15 protein-coding genes are annotated in these 15429 nt (G+C 71.6%); 5 read left to right on the forward strand and 10 right to left on the reverse strand.

The annotated features are described in order from the left end of the window. Positions 1-173 precede the first annotated feature (173 nt). From EUA06_RS00500 to EUA06_RS00515, 4 genes are all read left to right on the forward strand, one after another. Complete coding sequence (locus EUA06_RS00500; RefSeq protein ID WP_129473057.1) at positions 174-869, forward strand: FkbM family methyltransferase; 696 nt, start codon at positions 174-176, stop codon at positions 867-869. Beyond that, entirely contained in the window at positions 866-1897 is a 1032-nt protein-coding gene (locus EUA06_RS00505; protein WP_165354204.1) for a glycosyltransferase domain-containing protein, read from the forward strand. The genes EUA06_RS00500 and EUA06_RS00505 overlap by 4 nt, the downstream gene beginning before the upstream one ends. 61 nt (positions 1898-1958) lie before the next feature. Next, the gene (locus EUA06_RS00510; RefSeq protein WP_129473059.1) at positions 1959-2294 is read left to right on the forward strand and encodes a hypothetical protein; all 336 of its coding nucleotides are present in this window, start codon (positions 1959-1961) and stop codon (positions 2292-2294) included. Beyond that, positions 2291-3925, forward strand: a complete 1635-nt coding sequence (locus tag EUA06_RS00515; protein WP_207208148.1) for a glycosyltransferase family 2 protein — start codon at positions 2291-2293, stop codon at positions 3923-3925. The genes EUA06_RS00510 and EUA06_RS00515 overlap by 4 nt, the downstream gene beginning before the upstream one ends. On the opposite strand, the gene EUA06_RS00520 is transcribed toward EUA06_RS00515, so the two are convergent. The 4 genes from EUA06_RS00520 to rfbG are packed head-to-tail and all read right to left on the reverse strand — an operon-like array spanning position 3922 to position 9061. Beyond that, a complete protein-coding gene (locus EUA06_RS00520) occupies positions 3922-5109 on the reverse strand; it encodes a glycosyltransferase (RefSeq protein ID WP_129473060.1) in 1188 nt (395 codons plus the stop codon). The genes EUA06_RS00515 and EUA06_RS00520 overlap by 4 nt on opposite strands. Further along, on the reverse strand, positions 5099-6880 hold the full coding sequence (locus EUA06_RS00525) for a rhamnosyltransferase WsaF family glycosyltransferase (protein ID WP_129473061.1): 1782 nt from the start codon (positions 6878-6880) through the stop codon (positions 5099-5101). Before EUA06_RS00525 ends, EUA06_RS00520 begins: the two co-directional genes overlap by 11 nt. Before the next feature lie 43 nt (positions 6881-6923). Next, a complete protein-coding gene (locus EUA06_RS00530) occupies positions 6924-7994 on the reverse strand; it encodes an acyltransferase family protein (RefSeq protein ID WP_129473062.1) in 1071 nt (356 codons plus the stop codon). After that, on the reverse strand, positions 7991-9061 hold the full coding sequence (rfbG, locus tag EUA06_RS00535; RefSeq protein ID WP_129473063.1) for a CDP-glucose 4,6-dehydratase: 1071 nt from the start codon (positions 9059-9061) through the stop codon (positions 7991-7993). Before rfbG ends, EUA06_RS00530 begins: the two co-directional genes overlap by 4 nt. Positions 9062-9145: 84 nt before the next feature. On the opposite strand from rfbG, the gene EUA06_RS00540 reads away from it, so the two are divergent. Further along, positions 9146-10468 carry a lipopolysaccharide biosynthesis protein gene (locus EUA06_RS00540; protein ID WP_129473064.1) on the forward strand — a complete coding sequence of 441 codons (1323 nt, stop codon included), beginning with the start codon at positions 9146-9148 and terminating at the stop codon, positions 10466-10468. On the opposite strand, the gene EUA06_RS00545 is transcribed toward EUA06_RS00540, so the two are convergent. The 6 genes from EUA06_RS00545 to EUA06_RS00570 are packed head-to-tail and all read right to left on the reverse strand — an operon-like array spanning position 10431 to position 15428. Beyond that, positions 10431-11201, reverse strand: a complete 771-nt coding sequence (locus EUA06_RS00545) for a CmcI family methyltransferase (protein WP_129473065.1) — start codon at positions 11199-11201, stop codon at positions 10431-10433. The genes EUA06_RS00540 and EUA06_RS00545 overlap by 38 nt on opposite strands. After that, positions 11194-11976: an NAD-dependent epimerase/dehydratase family protein gene (locus EUA06_RS00550; protein WP_129473066.1), complete on the reverse strand. Its 783-nt coding sequence runs from the start codon at positions 11974-11976 to the stop codon at positions 11194-11196. The genes EUA06_RS00545 and EUA06_RS00550 overlap by 8 nt, the downstream gene beginning before the upstream one ends. Continuing rightward, positions 11958-12491 carry a dTDP-4-dehydrorhamnose 3,5-epimerase family protein gene (locus EUA06_RS00555; RefSeq protein ID WP_165354205.1) on the reverse strand — a complete coding sequence of 178 codons (534 nt, stop codon included), beginning with the start codon at positions 12489-12491 and terminating at the stop codon, positions 11958-11960. Before EUA06_RS00555 ends, EUA06_RS00550 begins: the two co-directional genes overlap by 19 nt. Beyond that, the gene (locus EUA06_RS00560; protein ID WP_129473068.1) at positions 12488-13732 is read right to left on the reverse strand and encodes a class I SAM-dependent methyltransferase; all 1245 of its coding nucleotides are present in this window, start codon (positions 13730-13732) and stop codon (positions 12488-12490) included. Before EUA06_RS00560 ends, EUA06_RS00555 begins: the two co-directional genes overlap by 4 nt. After that, on the reverse strand, positions 13729-14490 hold the full coding sequence (gene rfbF / locus EUA06_RS00565; RefSeq protein WP_129473069.1) for a glucose-1-phosphate cytidylyltransferase: 762 nt from the start codon (positions 14488-14490) through the stop codon (positions 13729-13731). The genes EUA06_RS00560 and rfbF overlap by 4 nt, the downstream gene beginning before the upstream one ends. Then, positions 14487-15428, reverse strand: a complete 942-nt coding sequence (locus EUA06_RS00570) for a glycosyltransferase family 2 protein (protein ID WP_129473070.1) — start codon at positions 15426-15428, stop codon at positions 14487-14489. The genes rfbF and EUA06_RS00570 overlap by 4 nt, the downstream gene beginning before the upstream one ends. Position 15429 lies beyond the last annotated feature (1 nt).

Consider the following 15429-nt stretch of genomic DNA (forward strand, 5'->3'; position numbering starts at 1 on the left):
GGTTCCGCCCAGCTGCGCCCGGCTGCGGACGAGTGCCAGGTCGGTTGCCGCTCACCGCTGACTGAACATCACATGCGACACGGCAACTCGAGCGTGTGGCAGGGGCGGCCCGGCAACGTCTCGACGCGGGCTCGATAGGGTGGGTCCACCCGCCACCGCCTGAGGAGTGCTCCTTGCCCGAAGACACCGACGGCCCCTACGTCGTGGGCGCGAGCGGTCACCGCCTCTGCGTCGGCTCGGCCGGCGAGCGGGCCCAAGAGCTGGTCCGGGCCGGGGGCACCTCCGCCTCGTCCAGGCGGCTGCGGGACGCCGTCCTCGCGCTCGCGCCTTGGGACGTGGTCGTGCACATCGGGGCCGACGACGGCGAAACGGTCGTCGGTGCCGACGCCAGGACGATCTCTTTCGGGTCCAACTCGCGCGTCCTGCTCTTCCTGCGGCGGTCGATGAAGGTGTCGGAAGGGTCGATCGACCTGCGCGAGGTCGCACTGGGGGCGAAGGAGGGCGAGGCCCGGTTCGTGGTGGACACCGTCGTCGTACCGTGCCGCACGCTTGACGCGGGGCCGACGCCCGGACCCGACTACTCGGCGTGCGTCAAGATCGACGTGGAAGGAGCCGAGTTCGACGTCCTTGCCGGAGCCCGTTCGCTGACGGCCGGATCGCGCGCGTGGGCGATCATCATCGAGGTGCTCCACATGGACCCGTTCGAGAAGGCCCGGCTGGCGACCGACTACACGATGCGGGTGATGGATCGCCGCACCGGCGACCTGGTCGTCGTCCCTCCCGCCAGTCCCCAACGCGTGGCCGAGCTGCTCGACAGCGCATGGCTGCACTCCCAGGACGCCGTCCTCACCGCACGGGACGCCGCATGAGCGCCGATCGCACGATGCCCCGCAGGGCGGTCTACCGCGCCCTGGTCGGCGGCTACGAGCAGCTGCGCGAGGAGGAGGTCGCTCACGACTCGGGGCTGCCGTTCATCTGCTTCACCGACGACCCGACCCTGACCAGCGAGACGTGGCAGGTGGTGGTCGTCGAGGCCCGGCTGCCCCGGGACCCCACGCGCAGCGCCCGGGCGCTGAAGATCCTCGGCCACCCCGCGCTCGAGGACTTCGACGAGACCCTGTGGGTCGACAACACCGTGGCCCTGACCCGGCCACCCGACGAGCTCTTCGACGAGTGGCTGGCCGACGCTGACGTGGCGGCACCTCTGCACTCCTACCGCGCGTCGGTGCTCGCCGAGGCCGAGGCCGTCCTCGACTCCGGGCTCGACGACTTCGCGCGGGTCTACGAGCAGCTCACCCACTACCTGTCCGTCGACGCCGAGGCGCTGGAGGCCAACCCGCACTGGACCGGCATGCTCGCGCGACGACGTACGGACTCGTCGGTCGCAGCCATGACGGGATGGTGGGAGGACGTGCTGCGCTACTCACGACGTGACCAGCTCTCGTTCGTGCCGGCGATGCGCCGCCACCGCGCGCGGCTCGCGTCCCTCCCCGTCGACTCGCACGTCTCCCCGTGGCACGAGTGGCCGCGTGCCGAGGGGAGGGACCGGAGCCGGACCGGCTCCGGCCTGCGTGAGGCGCTGCGGCCGCCGGTCGCCCGCATCGGCGTCCTCCAGCAGGCCCTGGACGAGGCGACCCGGACGCTCGCCGTGACCGTCGACCACCGTGACGAGATCATTGCCCGCCACGACGAGACGATCACCGGCCTCCACGAGGCCCTCGCCGAGGCCAACCAGCGTGCCCACGACCACCAGGTCGAGCTCGACACGGTGCGCCACGAGCGCAACCTCACGGCCCGGGACCTCAACGACGCGAAGAGGAAGGTCAGACGCCTCCGACGGCGCCTCCAGCGAGCCACCGGCGCACCGGACGACGGGGCCGATGACGGCGAGCGATGAGGCCGCGCGCAGTGAGATAACCTGACGCGCGCAGTTGCGACGAGCTTGTGGAGGAGACAGCGTGACCCAGGACGCGACCGATCGGTCCGAGGCGGACCGGCTCCGTGAGGAGGTCGCCGAGGCCCGGCACCACCTGCTCACCGTCCAGGACCACGTCGTGGGGCTCGAGGCCGAGAACGGCCGGCTCCACCTCGACCTCACCCGCGTGACGATGGAGCTGCGCCGCCAGCGCAAGCGGACCAAGACCCTGCTCAAGCAGCGCGACGACGCGCGTGCCCGCCTGGCCGACGTACGCGCCCGGCTGGAGCGCCACCGGGGCCGCGGCGCCGAGCTCGAGCAGCCGCGGGCGTCCATCGCCCGCCGAGTGGCCCGGCGGGTGCGCGGGGCGCTGCGGTGAGTCCCCAGCCGATCGCACCACCGCGGTTCTCGATCGTCACCCCGGTCTACGACCCGCCGATCGACGTGCTCAAGGAGTGCATCGAGTCGGTCCTCGCCCAGGACTTCGACAGCTGGGAGCTCATCCTGGTCGACGACTTCTCCCCGAACGCCGCCGTCCCGACGGTCATCGCGCAGTACGCCCAGCAGGACGCGCGGATCCAGCTGATCGAGCGCGACACCAACGGGCACATCGTGGCCGCCTCCAACGACGGCGTCGCCGCCGCGACAGGTGAGTTCATCGCCCTGCTCGACCACGACGACCTGCTCGTCCCCGAGGCGCTGTCGCGGGTGGCCGGGGCGATCGACCGCCACGACGACGTCGACTACGTCTACACCGACGAGGACAAGGTCGGCGAGGACGGTGCGACCTACGGCGCCTTCCGCAAGCCCGACTGGTCCCCCGAGCGCCTGCGCGGCCAGATGTACACCTCGCACCTGTCCGTGCTCCGCACCAGCCTGGTCCGGGAGGTGGGCGGGTTCCGTGAGGGCTTCGACGGCTCCCAGGACCACGACCTCGTCCTGCGGGTCACCGAGCGCGCCCGGCGCGTCGTCCACGTCCCCGAGGTGCTCTACCACTGGCGCGCCGTCGAGGGCTCGACCGCGGTCGACATCGAGGCGAAGCCCTATGCCGAGGCGGCCGGCATCCGTGCGGTGCAGGAGCACCTCGACCGGCTGGGCATCGACGCCACCGCAGGTCCGGGCGCGGAGCCGGGGAGGTACGTCGTCCAGCGGCGCCTGGACCCCGCGGTGACGGTGTCCGTCGTCATCCCGACGATGGGTCAGTCGTCACTGGTGCGCGGCCGTCGCCGGGTGCTGGTCGTCGAGGCCGTGCGCTCGCTCCTGGAGCGCACGGACCACGAGGCCGTCGAGGTCGTGGTCGTCCACGACACCCCCACTCCGTCCGCCGTCCTCGACGAGCTCCGGGAGGTCGCGGGTGACCGGCTGGTGCTGGTGCCCTTCGACCGGCCGTTCAACTTCAGCGAGAAGATCAACGTCGGCGTCTGCCACGCCTCCGGCGACCGCGTCGTCTTCCTCAACGACGACGTCGAGGCGATCTCGCAGGGCTGGCTCGAGCAGCTCGTCGCCCCGCTCGACGAGCCCGACGTGGGTCTCACCGGCGCCAAGCTCTACTTCAGCGACCAGACCGTGCAGCACGCCGGCCACGCCTACTACAACGCGGGCTACCACCACCCCTTCAAGTTCTGGACCCGCGACGAGGTCGGTCCGTTCGGCGAGCTCGTCGTGAGCCGCGAGGTCACCGGCGTGACCGCGGCGTGCGCGGCCATGAGGCGCGAGACGTTCTTCGCCATCGGTGGCTTCTCCGAGGCGCTGCCGGGCAACTTCAACGACGTCGACCTCTGCTACAAGGTGCAGGCCGCCGGCCTGCGTACCCTCTACGTCGCCACCAGCGAGCTCTACCACTACGAGTCGCGCACCCGGGAGGCCCGCGTGCAGGAGTGGGAGCGCCTGGCCGTCGTCGCCCGGTGGGGCGTGGCGGCAGAGGACCGCTTCACCCCGAGCGAGGTCGCGATGCCCAACCTGCGCCGCGTGCAGGAGCTGCCCGACGAGCTGTTCGAGCCGATCGTCTAGCGACGGAGGTAGGGCTCGAGCGCCCGGGTGAGCGGCTCGGCCACGGAGTCCCACGCCCACCGCGCGTGGGCATCCTCGGCGGCCGGGAGTGCGCGGTCGGCGTACGCCGTGGTGTCGCGCGCGAGCGCCACGGCCTCGTGCAGCGCCGCGTCCCACTCGTGGGCCTTGGCGAGCCGGCCGGTGACGCCGTCCTCGATGGCCTCGTCGAGCGACGGCGTGTGCGAGGCGACGGTCCACGTGCCGACCACGGCCGCCTCGAAGAACTTCAGGTCGGACTTGCAGATGTTGAACGCCGTGTGGGACAGCGGTGCGATGTTGACCTCGACCTCCGCGATGGAGCGCTGCAGCTCGACGTAGTGCATGAACTTCTGGAACTCCACGCGCTCGCGGTGCGGCTCGAGGGCTCCGAGGTCGTCGAGGTACCCGACGATCCGCACGGACACGTCGTCGTCCTCGTCGAGCAGGCGGGCGAGTGCGGTGCTGGCGACGGCGAAGTCGCGCACGTGGGAGGGCGTACCGCTGAAGTAGCCGACGGTGACGGGGCCGGAGCGGCGCCACCTGCCGGCCACCTTGGCGTCGAGCAGCTCGCGGGAGTACTCCTGCTGGGTGCGGTTGAGCACGTTGGGCACGATCGCCGCGCCGTCCTCGACATAGCCGGAGAGGCGGCTGGCGAGGAGCGAGTTGGTGGTCGTGGCGCCCCGGCACGCGGCCAGGGAGGCGTTGAGGCGGCCCATGTAGGCGAACCAGACGTCCCACTCGGCGTTGACGTCCGGGTCCTTGCCCAGGGAGCTCATGACCAGCTCGGCGAAGTCCACGTCGAAGACGAGGTCGTCGCAGTCGAAGATCATCGGGACGCCGTGGGAGGTGGCCTTCTGGGCGAGCTCGCGCAGGGCGGCGTTCCACGGGTAGCGGGCCACCACGATGGCGTCGAGCTCGGGCACGATCCGGGTCAGCGCGCGCAGCTCGTCGTCGCAGAACCACCCCGCTCGCAGTCGTCCCGCTGGCTCGTGGTTGAGGGCGTCGACGGTGTTGGCGACGCGGTAGCGGAAGGTGCTCGTGTCGGGCGTGCGGTAGACGAACGCCACGCGGTGCTCGCCGTCCAGCATCGTGCCGACGCGCTCGGCCATCGAGCTGTCCCACAGGTCCTTGACGCTGCTGGGAGGCTCGGGGAGGTCAGTGAACATCGGGGACGATGCTCTCCTCGGTGGTGCCCTCGCCGGCGCGGTCGGTGCCCAGCGTGGCGCGGAAGCGGTCCATCACCCAGTCGACGACAGGGACCAGCGTGGCCTCCCAGTCGCGGTTGATGTGGTCCGCGGCGACGTTGGCGGCGCGCTGCTGCGGGTCGCGGGCGAGCTCGACCAGCTCACGCAGGCCCTCGAGCAGCCCGTCGACGGTCGAGGGAGCCACGATGATGTTGTCCGAGATGTCGGACAGGTCGGTCTTGATGCCGTGCGAGTTCGTGAGCACGGCCGCCCCGACCGAGGCGAGGTCGTAGGGCGGGTACGACGGGTGCGGGGTGTCCATCAGCACGAGCGCGGCGTCCATCGAGGCCACGAGGTCCTGGTAGTCGGTCCAGCCGAGGCCCTCGATGACGTTGACCTTCACGTCGCGCGGGAGGGTCAGCTCCGGCGTGCCACGGCCGACGAAGTGGATGTCCCACTCGTCGGGGTCGATGATGCGCTGCTCGACGGCCCGCGCGAGGACCTGGGCGCCGCGCCAGAACAGGTTACGGGCGTTGAGCGGGCGCGAGTAGAAGAACAGGTTGCGCTTGGTGCCGCCCGATCCGGCCGGGACGGCGGAGGCGTCGCGCGTGGGGAAGGCCGGCTCGAGCGCGATGGCGCTGTCTGCCAGGTGGGGGAGTCCACCGGGGCCGGACAGGTGCGCGAGCAACCGGGAGGTGTTGACCACGACGGCGAGGTCGGGCTCGGCGAGCGTCTCGGAGCAGAGCAGCCGCTCGTCGCCGTAGGCGTAGAACATCCGCTCGTCCTCCTGGAGCAGGTAGAGCACCTGCTCGCGGGGGATGTCGCTGTCGAGCACCGCGCGGGTGGTCCACCACGACGTCGTCATCACGAGGTCGCGGTCGGTGAACTGCAGGCGCTGGCTCCCGTCGGTCGAGACCTGCTCGAGCTCGAGGATCCCGTCGAGGCGGATGCCGGTGGCCTCCTCGAGGAGCGAGATCACCTGGCCGTCGGGCATGTCGGTGCGGGTCACCAGCCGCAGGGTGCCGTTGCCCAGCCGGTTGGCCAGCTGCACGCCGAGGATGATCGCGGTGCCGACGCCCCCGAAGAGGCTGTGCGGCGCGACGCTGTCGGTGACGATGCTGATGCGGTGCTCGCCGGCGCCCAGGTGCGTCACGGGCATCGGCGCGATGGCCTGCCAGCGTTCGGCGTACAACGCGTCCACGTAGGGCTCGCGCAGGGCACCGCGCGGGGCGATGCGGCCCTCGACCCGGCCGTGGCGCAGGTAGTGGACGAGCGGGTTCCAGTGCGTCTTGGCGACGTCGGGGTTCTGTTGGAGGTAGCCCGAGGTCGAGAACTTCTCGCTCGGGTCGAGGCCCTCGCGGGCGCCGAAGCGGATGAAGTGCTTCACCACGTCGCGGTCCGCGGGGAGGTCGGGGCGGAAGTGGCGGTAGTAGTCCTCGTCGAAGAAGCCGGACTCGCGCACCAGGCGCGCGTCGTCCTCGCCGGGGTTGAGCACCCGGCCCTCGGCCTTCCCGGTGCGCAGGTAGTGGACGAGGGGGTTCATCCCCGACGCAGCCACGTCGCCGTTGCGGCGCAGGTAGGCGTTGGTGGAGAACGCCTTGGACGGGTTCCTGCCGTCGCGCGCGCCCTGCCTCAGGTAGTGCAGGACGGGATCGATGCCGGACTTGCGCACGTCCGGGTTCTTCTGGAGGTAGAAGTCGACGTCGAAGAGGTCCGACTCCCGCAACAGGTCTGCATCCGACTGCTTGCTCACGCCCCCACCCTCTCGTCTCGTGCCGCGGTGAGCATAATCCGCCTCAGGACACCAGGCCGGCCGTCGGCCGCGGCTTGTGCTTCAGCGCGGGCGCCTCGACGAGGTGCCACGACGCCTGAGCGAGCAGCCACACGATCGGCGTGGTGATGGCGATGACGGCCCACGGGCTGGGGTCGCCGCCCAGGAGCTCGATGGTGGCCTGCTGCACGGGCCAGGCCCAGATGTAGACGCCGTAGGACGCGTCGCCGAGCCGGGTGAGCCGCCGACCGATCGGCGGCAGGGCGTAGGCGAACCAGCAGCACAGGTAGACCGCGCAGACGGTCCACACGACCACCCGGAGCGCGTCGGGACCGAGCCCGCTCAGCACGCACAGCACCAGGGCGACCAGCGCCAGCGGCCAGGTCAGCACGATGCGGTCCTTGAAGGAGTACGCCGTCGCGCTCACCGCGAACGCCGCGAGCACGTAGATGGCGCCCAGGCTGTCGTTGGTGATCGAGATCCACACGGCCGCCCACGCGAGACCGAGCACGGACAGGGCGACCATGAGGCCCCGTCGGCGCAACAGGCCGGTCACGCCCAGCACGGCGAGGCCGGCGTAGGCGAAGACCTCCACGGGGAGGCTCCACAGCGGGCCGTTGACGGCACCGGCGTACTCGAGGTCCTCGAAGACGCCCGGGAGCCCGGCGCCGAACGGGAACAGGAGCGTGATCCGGACCGGGTAGATCCAGGTCTCCCAGGAACCGAAGTACGTCCGCAGGCCGTCCGAGGTGACGAGCGGTCCGAGCACGAAGGCGGTGACCAGCCCGACCACGGCCAGCGCGGGCAGCAGTCGCAGAGCACGCTTGATCCAGAAGTCGCGCGGCGAGGGGTCGTACTCCCAGCTGCGCCGGATCAGCAGCCCACTCACCGAGAAGAAGATCAGGACACCGACGGCTCCCAGGCTCGCATCGAGCTGGTGCAACGGCTCCACCTCCCCGACGAGGGCGAAGGAGTGCGAGACGAGCACCGCCCACGCCGCGAGGAGTCGCAGGATGTCGAAGTTGTTGTCGCGGTCGCCGATGCGATCGCCCAGCCGGACCGGTCCGAAACGGTGCGTCGTCGCCGTCGTGCTCACCGGCCGGCTTCCGCCTGCCCGACGTAGTCGGCGATCTGCTCCCTCACGAGGTCGGCCGGCCGCTCACCGTCGGCGGCACGGACGTACCACTGCAGGGACCGGTCGATGGCCTCCTGCCACCCCCACACGTTGCCCCACCGGAGGCCCTGCTGGGCCCGGCTGGCGTCGAGGGTGAGGTCGTGCGTCTCCTCCATGACGGGGTCGGGCTCGACCTCCCACCGCGGGGCTGCGCCGCTGCGCAGCGCGGTCCACTGGCCGGCGGCGTGCTCGACGAGGGCCTGGACGGGGACGGCCTGCGTCGGGTCGGGCCCGAAGTTGAGGCTGGGCGGGACCTCGCGCCCGTTGGCCACGTCCTCGGCGTAGAGCAGGTAGCCGAGGAGGGGCTCGATGACGTGCTGCCACGGACGGACTGCCAGCGGCCGACGCAGCACCAGGGTCTCGCCGGCCGACCACGCGCGCACGATGTCGGGGACGATGCGGTTCAGCGCGAAGTCGCCGCCACCGATCACGTTGCCGGCGCGGGCGGTGACCACGCGGCCGGAGAGGTGCGGCCACGACTGCGTGACGAGCTCCGCGCACGCCTTGCTCGCTGAGTAGGGGTCCTTGCCACCGAGGAAGTCGCCCTCGCGGAACGGCGTCGGCTGGCGCACGTCATAGACCTTGTCGGTGGTGACCACCAGTGCCACCGCCAGCTCGGGCAGCCGCTCGACGAGCTCCAGCACCCGGACGGTGCCCATGACGTTGGTCCGGAACGTGCTCGCGGGATCGCGGTAGCCCTCGCTGACGAGCGACTGGGCCGCGAGGTGCAGGACGACGTCGGGCTTGAACGCCGCGGCCCCCGCGAGCCACTCGGTGCCGGCCACGTCGTCGCGCACGTCCTGGACGCCCTCGACGGCCAGCGCGTCCCAGAGCGGCGTCTCGTGCACGCTCGCCGGCAGCGACACGGCGTACACCTCCGCGCCCAGCTCCCGGAGCCAGCAGGTCAGCCAGGCTCCCTTGAAGCCGGTGTGGCCGGTGACGAGGACACGGCGCCCGGCCCAGAAGGCCGGCTCGTGGGTGCGGTGCATGTGGTCCCTTGGAGGTCGTCGTGCAGGGTCGGCCAAGGGTACGCTGGCGCGCGCTCCTCGCCCCTCGCAGGTGCAGACCCGTCGATGAAGGAGACCGCCCCAGTGTCGGACCAGCCGCCCGTTCCGGCACCGGTCCCGGAGGGTGCCACCCGCCCGACGCTCCTCTCCGGCACGATCGTCGTGGCGATCGGCCTGGCAGTCACCGGCGTCGGCACGCTGGTGATGCTCGGCGTGGCCTCCCGGAACATGCCCGGCGAGGCGTACGCCGACTTCGTGGTGTGGTGGACGGTCGCGACCCTGCTGGGGACGAGCTTCGGCGTCTTCGAGGTCTACCTCGCCCGGCTCCTCATCGGCGACTTCGCCCGCGGACGGCCCCCGGCGCGGTCCACCGGTGTGATGACCGGGAGGGCCCTGGTCATGGCCGGCGTGATCACGGCGTGCCTCGCCGCGCTCGCACCGGTCCTCTCGGACCGGCTGTTCAGCGGCGAGGTCGCCCTCGTCGGGCTGCTCGCGGTGTTCATGTCGCTGACCGCGATGCAGGCGCTGCAGCGCGGCGCCGCCACCGGTCGCCACAACATGGTCGCGATCGCCACGCAGCTCTCGGTCGACGGCGTCGCACGCGGTGCGGTCATCGGGGTGCTGGCCGCGACGGGGAACGACTCCGTGACGGCCCTGGCGCTCGGGTGCTGCGCGTCGGTGGTGCTGAGCCTGGTCGCCGGCACCTGGCGCATCGGGCCGTGGCTCGCGCGTCCTCTCCTGCACGCCGGCGACGTGCCGCTCCGACCGCTGCTCCTCCTGCTGATCGGGACCGCCGGTCCACTGCTCGCCAACAACGGCTCGGTGCCGTGGCTGAAGGCGACCGAGGCGGTCAGCCCCCACGTCCTCGGCGCCTTCGCCGGCGCCCTCACGCTCAGCCGCATCCCGACCCAGTTCGTCTCGGCGGTCATGAGCCCGCTCCTGGCGCACCTGTCCGAAGCCGTGGAGGCCGGCGACGAGGCGGCGTTCCGCCGGGTGCTCGCCCGCACCGAGGTGCTGACCGCCGCGCTCGGAGTGGCGTACGTCGTCGCGTTCGCCGCGCTGGGTCAGCTGGCGCTGCGCCTGATGCTGGGGCCGAACTTCTCCCTCGACGTCGCCAACCTGGCCGTCCTCGCGGCAGCGAGCAGCGGCATGTTCGTCGCCGTGGTCCAGCAGGCAGCGCTCGGCGCGACCGGACGCTGGCACCACATCGCCTGGGCGTGGGTCGCGGCCACGCTCACCTTCGGTGTCGTGCTGGTGCTGCCCGGGGAGCCGCTGTGGCTGGCGACCTCAGCCCCACTGGTGGGCGTGCTCACCGCCCTGCTGTCGATGTGGGTCTTCGGTCGCCGGCACTTCAGCGACGCCGCAGGATCCCGTCCCGGAACTCCGTGACCAGGGCGCGCCGGCCCCACGTGTCGTCGCGGTCGAAGTCGTCGTGCGCCTCGACGAAGGCGTTGACCGCCGTCATCGGGTTGTCGCCGCGGTCCCAGGGGCGCCCCTCGTAGTGGCCCTCGGGGAACTCCTCGACGAGGGTGTCCGCGACCAGGACCATGCCGCCCGAGGGCAGCAGCGGGGCCAGCGCCTCGAGCTCGCCCAGCACGTGGGCGTGGGTGTGGTTGCTGTCGAGGACGAGGATCACCCGCTCGGCGCCGTCGATGAAGTCGCGCATCGCAGCGACCGCGTCCTCGGACGTCGAGTCGGCCTCGAGCAGCGTCACGCCCTCGCCCAGCGGGTGCTCGGCCAGTGCGCTGGTGGTGTGCGGGAAGACCTTGTGGTCGATGCCCAGCACCGCGGGCTCGAGGCCGCACATGCGCATCAGGCTGGTGTTGAGGAGCATGCTGCCGCCGCGCGCGACGCCCGTCTCCACGATGCGCTCCGGGCGGTAGCTCCAGAACAGCTCCTGGAGCACCATGACGTCGTCGGGGATGCGGATGACGGGAACGCCCGCCCACTCCCACTGGTAGGTGTAGCTGTGCTTCTCCGCGGCGACCTGGAGGTCGACGGCCTGCTGGCGCAGCTCGGCGTCGGCGCCGAGGGACTCGCGCCACTCCCGGCGCTGGTCGGCGAACTCGCCGCCGTCGGGCACGTAGTCGCCGTGGGACGAGCGGTCGGTGGTGTCAGCCATGGGTGAAGAACTCCTCGGTTCGGGTGGGTGCCCAGCCGACTGCGGCCAGGCGGGTGGTGTCGGCGGTCTCGCCGGAGTGGGTCGGTGGGGGGTCGTGGTCGACCGGGTCGGCCGACCACGGGGCGCCGACGCGGGTGACGAGGTCGGCGACGGAGCGGAGGCGGCCGGAGCCGATCGGCACCTCGCCGGCCAGGCCGTGCGACACGGCCATCGCGATCGCGCGGCCGACGTCGGAGGCGTGGACGAAGTCGTGGTGCTGGTCGGGGCTGCGCAGGTGCAGGGTCTCGCCGCGCTCGCGCGCGTCCGTCGCGAGGTCGACGAGCGCGGGACGGCGGCGTGCCTCGTCGAAGACGTAGTAGGGCCGCAGCCATCCGATGGCCGACTGCTCGATGAGGGGTGCGAGCTGCTGCTTGAGGAGCGCCTTGGAGCCCGTGTAGGCGTCCGCCGCATCCGTCGTGTCGTCGACGGCCGTGCCGGTCAGCCACACGGCGGTGCCGGCGGCCCGGGCCGCCTCGACGAGCTCCAGGGTGGCGTCCACCCAGCGTTCGTTGTCGTCGGAGGTGCGGTAGTCAGCGCTCCCGCTGGCCGACCAGGCCAGGTGCACGACCTGGTCAGGCGTCGTACGGGCGACGAGGTCGGCTGCCGCACCGGGGGCGAGCAGGTCGACGTCGGCGCGCCGGACCGGGACCAGGGGCGGCGCGTCGTCGGGCCAGTGGCGCTCCACCCACGCGCCGATCAGGCCCGACGCCCCGGTGATCAGGGTGTGGGCGGCCACGGGTGCCCCTCACGATCCTTGGCCGAGATCCGCGTCGGCGGCAACGGCCACTCGATCCCGACGGTGGGGTCGTCCCAGCGCAGGGTGCGGGCGTGCTCGGGGGAGTGGCCGGCGCTGATCAGGTAGGTGAGCCGGGTGTCGTCCTCGAGCGTCTGGTAGCCGTGGGCGATGCCGGCGGGCACGTGCAGGGCCACGTCGTCCTTCGCCGACAGCTCGACCGCGATCCACCGGCCGAAGGTGGGCTCGTCGGGTCGGAGGTCGACGAGGACGTCGAGCAGGGAGCCGTCGGTGACCCACAGCGTCTTGACCTCGGCTGCCGGAGCCACCTGGTAGTGCATCCCGCGGATCGTCCCGGCCGCCTCGTTGGAGGTGGTGACCACCTCGGCGACGGTCGTGTCGAGGCCGTGGGTCCTCGCCTCCTCCGTGACGAGCACCTTGCGGAGGAAGCCTCGTTCGTCGTGGTGACGTGCGCCGCGGAGCAGCGCCACCCCGCGCAGCCCGAGGTCCTCGATCACCCGATCTTCCTCATCTCGGGCACGGCGATCCAGGACGTCGCGCCCGGGACGAGCTCGCCCACGAGTCGACCGATCTCGGGTGCGATGTTCCACGGGAGGACGAGCACGTCGTCGGGTGCCGCGGCGGCGAGGTCGGAGGGAGCGGCCACGGGGACGTGGCTGCCGGGCAGGAACTTGCCCTGCTTGGCCTCGCTGCCGTCGACGACGAGCACCAGGTCGTCGTGCCGCACGCCGGCGGCGTTCATCAGGGTGTTGCCCTTGGCCGCGGCGCCGTAGCCGGCGACCGTGCGCCCGGCGGCGTGCTGCTCGTCGAGCCAGGTCCGCAGGCCCTGGATCACCGCGCGGCTCCGCGTGGCGAAGTCGTCCCAGAGCTCCTGCGTCAGCAGGCCGGCCTCGAGCTCCTCGGCGATCGTCTCTGCGACGCTCGGGTGCGCCTCACGGGTGCCGGTGCGGGTCAGCCAGTAGCGGTTCGACCCTCCATGGGTGGTCAGCTTCTCGACGCGGGTCAGCTCCAGCCCGACGCCGGCGGTGGCGGCCGCCACGGCGTGCGCGGAGAGGTAGCAGAAGTGCTCGTGGTAGATCGTGTCGAACTGCGTCTCCAGCATCTGGGTGACGAAGGACGGGTTCTCGACCGTCACGACCGTGTCGTCGTCGCACAGGTGGCTCATCCCGGCCAGGAAGTCCTGCAGGTCGGGCACGTGCGCCATCACGTTGTTGGCCGCGATCAGGCGCGGTCGTCCGTAGGTCTGCGCGACCTGCTCGGCGACCGCGAGCCCGAAGAACTCGTTGACCGTCTCGACACCGCGCGAGCGGGCGATCTCCGCCACCATGCCCGCGGGCTCGATGCCCACGACCCGCATGCCGCTGTCGCGCATCTGGGTCAGCAGGTAGCCGTCGTTGCTCGCCACCTCCATGACCAGGTCGCCCTCGGCGAGGCCGAGCTCCTCGGTCATGTGGCGGGTGTACTCACCGGCGTGCGCCAGCCACGACGTGCTGACCGACGAGAGATAGGGGTACTCGGCGCCGAAGATCCGGTCGGGAAGGACGTACTCGCCGATCTGGCCCAGGCCGCAGGTCGGGCAGACCCGCAGGTGGAGGGGGAACGTGGGGCTCGGCTCGTCGGTCGTGAGCGCCATCTCGTTCGACAGCGGCTGCCGGCCGAGGTCGAGGACCGACACGAGGCCGTCGGCGCCGCAGCCGCGGCAGGTGTGGACCCCGCGCGGGGTCAGCTCGTCGGTCATCTCACCCACGGTGCCTGTCCTGACTCCCAGATCTTGTTGAGCTCGTCGCGCTCGCGGATGGTGTCCATCGGCATCCAGAAGCCGTCGTGCTGGTAGGCCCCGAGGCGGCCCTGGGCCGCGAGCTCGGTCAGCGGCGCCTGCTCGAAGGGCATCGCGTCGCCCTCGATCAGGTCGAGGACCTCCGGCTCGACGACGAAGTAGCCGCCGTTGATCCAGTCGTGGGAGTCGCGCGGCTTCTCGCGGAAGTCCTCCACGAGGCCGTCGGCCAGGCCGAGGGAGCCGAAGCGCGGCGGCGGGTGCACCGCCGTCACGGTCGCCAGCGCGCCGACCGACTCGTGGTGGGCGACGACCTTGTCGATGGGTACGTCGGAGAGGCCGTCGCCGTAGGTCAGCAGGAACCGCTCGTCGAGGATGTGCGACAGGCGCTTGATCCGGCCACCGGTCATGGAGTCCGCACCCGTGTCGATGAGGGTGACCTTCCAGTCCACCTTCATGCGGGACAGGTACTCCACCGAGCCCGTCGACAGGTCCACCGACATGTCGCAGGAGTGCATCAGCTGGTTGGCGAAGTACTCCTTGATGACGAAGCCCTTGTAGCCCAGCGCGACCACGAAGTCGGCGTACCCGTACGCCGCGTAGTGCTGCATGATGTGCCACAGGATGGGGCGCTCGCCGATCCGGACCATCGGCTTGGGGACGGCATGCGTCTCCTCGGCCAGTCGGGTTCCACGGCCTCCGGCCAGGATCACCGTCTTCACGTCGTGCTCTTCCCCTCGTCGCGGCTTTCTGGGCTTCGCCGCACCTTAGCCAAGCGTCTGCGCGGCATCCGGACGTGGTCCCCCGCAACGAGGTAGAAGTCCCACGCGATGTGCTTGAGCCACTGGCGGTGCCACAGGCAGCGGACCAGCTCGCGACGTGCTGTCCGGGTCACCCGCCGGTCGACGCCGTCTGTCGCTGCCTGGCGCCACAGGCTGAGCCACAGGTGAGTCATCAGCCAGCGACGCCTCGTGGCCGTCGGGTTGAGCGACTCCGCCGTGGCGTCTGCGGTCTTGACCGGGTACGTGCGGTACTCGACGAGCGGCTCGTCGAGCACGACGAGGGGCGAGCGCAGCAGGAACCACCAGGTGAGCAGCACGTCGGCGCCGTACTCGGGCTGGAAGCCGGGCGACGCGAGCAGGACGTCGCGGCGGTAGAGGCAGTAGACCTCGGTCCACCGGGGCCGGTTGAGGAACGAGCGCAGCCGCGTCCGCGCGTCGGCCGAGGCGAGGTCGGGGTCGCGCTGGACGCCGAGGAGCTCGCCGTCGGGGTCGATGAACTGGATCGCGGGGAGGCACGCGACGGCGTCGGGCACGGCGCGTACGGCCTCGAGGCACCGCTCGACGAAGCGCGGGGCGAGGCGGTCGTCCGCACCGAGCCAGGCGAACCACGTGCCGGTGGCCTCGTCGACGGCGCGGTTGAAGTTGGCGACCGCCCCGAGGTTGACCTCGCTGGTGCGCACCGCGGCCGGGCCGAGGGCGGCCGTGGCGATCTCGACCGTGCGATCGGTCGAGCAGTTGTCGAGCACGAGGCACTCGTCGGGCGTGCGCGTCTGTCCCTGCACGGACGCGATGGCCTCGCCGACGTAGTGCTCCCCGTTGTAGACGGGGATCGCCACGGAGACGCTCACCCCCGCGTCCTGGTCCCCTGTGGTCGTCACC

Source organism: Nocardioides glacieisoli (genome assembly GCF_004137245.1).
Taxonomy (GTDB): domain Bacteria; phylum Actinomycetota; class Actinomycetes; order Propionibacteriales; family Nocardioidaceae; genus Nocardioides; species Nocardioides glacieisoli.

Excerpts from the sequence above, each read along its gene's own strand:
- EUA06_RS00505 (WP_165354204.1), top strand. The coding sequence starts at position 866 with ATGAGCGCCGATCGCACGATGCCCCGCAGGGCGGTCTACCGCGCCCTG.
- EUA06_RS00520 (WP_129473060.1), bottom strand. The coding sequence starts at position 5,109 with ATGTTCACTGACCTCCCCGAGCCTCCCAGCAGCGTCAAGGACCTGTGG.
- rfbG (WP_129473063.1), bottom strand. The coding sequence starts at position 9,061 with ATGCACCGCACCCACGAGCCGGCCTTCTGGGCCGGGCGCCGTGTCCTC.
- EUA06_RS00540 (WP_129473064.1), top strand. The coding sequence starts at position 9,146 with ATGAAGGAGACCGCCCCAGTGTCGGACCAGCCGCCCGTTCCGGCACCG.
- EUA06_RS00545 (WP_129473065.1), bottom strand. The coding sequence starts at position 11,201 with ATGGCTGACACCACCGACCGCTCGTCCCACGGCGACTACGTGCCCGAC.
- EUA06_RS00560 (WP_129473068.1), bottom strand. The coding sequence starts at position 13,732 with ATGACCGACGAGCTGACCCCGCGCGGGGTCCACACCTGCCGCGGCTGC.